Source organism: Rhodococcus sp. NPDC059968, from assembly GCF_042738615.1.
Lineage (GTDB): Bacteria > Actinomycetota > Actinomycetes > Mycobacteriales > Mycobacteriaceae > Rhodococcus_F.
In genome coordinates this window covers 1-3,408 of sequence record NZ_JBHWUE010000229.1, presented here as the reverse complement: position 1 = coordinate 3,408, position 3,408 = coordinate 1, and the positions used below count along the sequence as shown (strand labels likewise).

Annotated in this window: 3 protein-coding genes and 2 pseudogenes; 3 read left to right on the top strand and 2 right to left on the bottom strand. The window is 65.5% G+C overall.

The window, feature by feature from the left end:
- Nucleotides 1-87 precede the first annotated feature (87 nt).
- Nucleotides 88-708 (bottom strand): annotated as a pseudogene (locus tag ACFWAY_RS53285) (aldo/keto reductase); the annotation flags it as partial.
- A gap of 208 nt (nucleotides 709-916) precedes the next feature.
- On the opposite strand from ACFWAY_RS53285, the gene ACFWAY_RS53280 reads away from it, so the two are divergent.
- The 3 genes and pseudogenes from ACFWAY_RS53280 to ACFWAY_RS53270 all read left to right on the top strand — a co-directional run.
- Nucleotides 917-1,759, top strand: coding sequence for a helix-turn-helix transcriptional regulator (locus ACFWAY_RS53280; protein WP_378516472.1), 843 nt, complete (start codon nucleotides 917-919; stop codon nucleotides 1,757-1,759).
- A gap of 238 nt (nucleotides 1,760-1,997) precedes the next feature.
- Complete coding sequence (locus ACFWAY_RS53275) at nucleotides 1,998-2,405, top strand: YciI family protein (RefSeq protein WP_378457577.1); 408 nt, start codon at nucleotides 1,998-2,000, stop codon at nucleotides 2,403-2,405.
- Between the two features lie 140 nt (nucleotides 2,406-2,545).
- A pseudogene (locus ACFWAY_RS53270) lies at nucleotides 2,546-2,929 on the top strand (GyrI-like domain-containing protein); the annotation flags it as partial.
- An 86-nt stretch (nucleotides 2,930-3,015) separates the two neighbouring features.
- On the opposite strand, the gene ACFWAY_RS53265 reads toward ACFWAY_RS53270, so the two are convergent.
- Nucleotides 3,016-3,408: dihydrodipicolinate synthase family protein (locus ACFWAY_RS53265; protein WP_378516471.1), on the bottom strand; the 393-nt coding region annotated here is incomplete at its 5' end.

Genomic DNA, 3,408 nt, shown 5'->3' with positions numbered 1-3,408 from the left:
CGCTCACGGGTCTCGGTGTCGTACTTCCTCGGTGCTGGCATGATTTCATTCTCCTGGTTCAATCAGGAGTCTCCACCCGACCCAGGACAGTTCACCCCAGACCAGCGTGCCCATCCCGTAGCGTTGCGCGACTGGCAGCACCTCGCGTTCGATTGCCCGGTTCAGCAGCGAGTACGGCGGCTGCTCGGTACGGAACCGTGCCAGACCGCGCCGCTCGGCAACCCACTGGGCCTCGACGATGTCGGACGCGGGCATCGTGGACGTTCCGATCGCGCGGACCTTGCCGCTGCGGATCAGGTCGGTGAGCGCCGAGAGGGTGTCCTCGATGTCAGTGCTGGGATCCGGTCGCTGGATTTGGTAGAGGTCGATGCGATCGGTCTGCAGGCGGCGCAGCGAGTTTTCGACCGCGGTCACGATCCAGCGCCGCGAGGCGCCCTGCTGGTTGGGGTCGTCCCCCATGGGGCGGCTCACCTTGGTCGTGAGGACGACGTTGTCACGACGCCCCCTGAGTGCCTGGCCCACGACCTCCTCCGAGTCGCCGTAGGCATCGGCGGTATCGATGAAGTTGATCCCCGCGTCCAGTGCCTTGTGGATGATGCGGGCCGAGTCGTCGGGGTCGGGGTTGCCGATGGCTGTGGCGAACATCAATGTGCCGAGCGCGTAGGGGCTGACCTTGATCCCGGTCCGGCCGAGCGTGCGGTACTGCATGGTCCACACCTTTCATAGTGGGGTATTCGGTTCCTGGTCGGCGCTCCGGGCGGGGGTGATCACCCCTGCCGAGTCTGCGCCGGTGCTCGCAGGTTTCGAGGCTCTGACTTCCAGGATGCGGCCATGTCGATGACGGCGGGAGAGACGTCTCTATCCGGGGACCCGCCGTCCCTGGCTGCGCCCGATGTCCTTCGGTCATGATGGTGGCGTGGACAGAATCGAGCTGGCCGACTTCCTTCGCCACTGCCGGGCCCGACTCACCCCCGCCGCCGTGGGATTGCCTCAGGGCACACGGCGGCGCACCCCGGGTTTGCGCCGCGAAGAGGTGGCGCAGCTGGCAGGCATGTCCGCCGACCACTACACGCGACTGGAGCAGGCCAGGGGCTCACACCCGGCTCGCCAGATGCTCGCTGCCGTCGCCCGTGCGCTCAGGCTGACCAGCGACGAACGCGACCACCTGTTCCATCTGGCCGGTGAAGAGCCCTCACGAGACCGGCCGGCCACTGAACACGTTCGCCCCGGCCTCCTCCTCGTCCTCGACCGGCTGGTCGACATCCCCGCTCAAGTGGTCAGCGACCGCGGCGACATCCTTGCGCAGAACGCCATGGCCAAAGCGCTCACCGGTGACGCATCTGCCCGTCCCCCAGCGCAGCGCAACGTCGTGTGGCGCTATTTCACGGATCCGTCTGCGCGCCAGCTCTTTCCCGCCGAAGACCGCGACAACGCCGCCCGCACGGCAGTAGCGGACTTGCGCGCCACGCTCGCCCGGCGTCCGGATGACGCACGGCTGGCGAAACTCGTCCGCGAGCTCCGCGTCAGGAGCGAAGAGTTCTCCGCGCTGTGGGACACCCACCACGTCGCCGTACGCCGCGCCGACACCAAGCGCTTCGTGCACCCAGCCGTCGGCCCACTGGAGCTCGACTGCGAGGTACTCCTCAGCCCAGAGCACGACCAGCGTTTGGTCGTCTACACCGCCCGCCCGGGCAGCGACTCCCACGAGCGGCTCGAACTGCTCCGCGTGGTCGGCTTGCAGGACCTGACCCGTAACTGAGACGCCACCCGAGACAACGACTCATCTGCCGAACATGCCGTCGTACTTGTCGGCAACGATCAGACGATGGATCTTCAACCACACTCCGCCGGCGAGGAGTGCCCCGAAACGGTCACCAGGGTTCATCGACGAGACCTCGAAAATATCTCTGGCGGCGATGTCGAGAATTCCCCACTGGATCCGTCTCCACAATGAACCCGACCACAATGGGCCGCACCACCACCAAGGAGAAACACAAATGGCCAAGTATCTTCTGCTCAAGCACTACCGCGGCGCCCCGGCTGCGGTCAACGACGTGCCGATGGACCAGTGGACGCCGGAGGAGATCTCGGCCCATATCCAGTACATGCAAGACTTCGCAGCCCGACTCGAAGGCACCGGCGAGTTCGTCGACGGTCAAGCGCTCGCCCCCGACGGAATGTTCGTCCGCTACGACGGCGAGGGTCGCCCACCGGTCACCGACGGCCCTTTCGCCGAGACCAAAGACCTCATAGCCGGCTGGATGATGATCGACGTCGACAGCTACGAACGCGCCATCGAGTTGGCCGGGGAGCTGTCGGCCGCCCCAGGGGCGGGCGGGAAGCCGATCCATGAGTGGCTCGAACTCCGCCCGTTCCTCACTGCGCCGCCCACCATCACGGACTGACCGCGAGATCCTCCTCCCGCCCGTCACCCTGAACGTGATCACCGATCCTCGGCCGCCGCGGACTCCACCTCGCGGCGGCCGAGGCCGTGCGCGCCCGAACGGCACCCCCGCAACCTGCGCGTGAGGTGTTCTCATACTCATCCATGGATTCCTTCACCACGGTGCGGGACAAGTCGCGATGGAACTGGACGATGATAATCATGACCCCGAACTGGGTCGACCAGACCATGTTCACCACCGCTGTCGACAGGCCGGTGCCAAGAACCGCCCGGCACGTCTCGACGACGTCCGACTCGAAGCGCTGAGCGAAGGACGGTGTGTGCAGACACTGCACGCCGGCGTCTTCGACGACGAAGCAACCGTGCTCGCACAATTGCATGACGAGTTCATCCCCAAGCAACGGACTACATTTTTCCCGCAAGCACCACGAGATCTACCTCAGCGATTTCCGCAAGGTCGCGCCCGAGAAGCAACGCACCATCCTCAGACAACCAATCACCGCCGGTCCCGTCTCCGACACCTGACGCCCATTCAGCGCGTGACGCTCTTCCCGCATGCCGCTCATTTCCCGGACAGCGTGGCGACAGCTCTGAGTGCATGCTCAGTTTTGTCAGTGCAGCAACCCCGAAGCGAACAGCCCCGTCCGCAGCGCCTCGTACTCGCCGTCGTCGAGGGCAAGTAGCGGGGACCTCACGGTTCTGTTCTCCAGAACACCGAGCAACTGCAGCGCCCCCTTGACCGTCGTCGCGCCGTAGTTGGGGACACCCATGACCGCGCGCAACGCCGGTTGCAGGCGGGCATTGATCTCCCGTGCGGCTACGACGTCCCCCAAGAAGAAGGCGTCGATCATCGTGCGGATCTCGTCGCCTGCCACGTGTCCGAGAACAGAGACAACCCCGCACGCCCCATACGCCAGGAAGCCCAGAGTGAGGCTGTCGTCTCCCGAGTAGACCGCATAGCCCAATTCGCGCAACATGATCGCCTGAGTGGGGTCTCCAGCGGC

Excerpts from the sequence above, each read along its gene's own strand:
- ACFWAY_RS53275 (WP_378457577.1), top strand. The coding sequence starts at position 1,998 with ATGGCCAAGTATCTTCTGCTCAAGCACTACCGCGGCGCCCCGGCTGCG.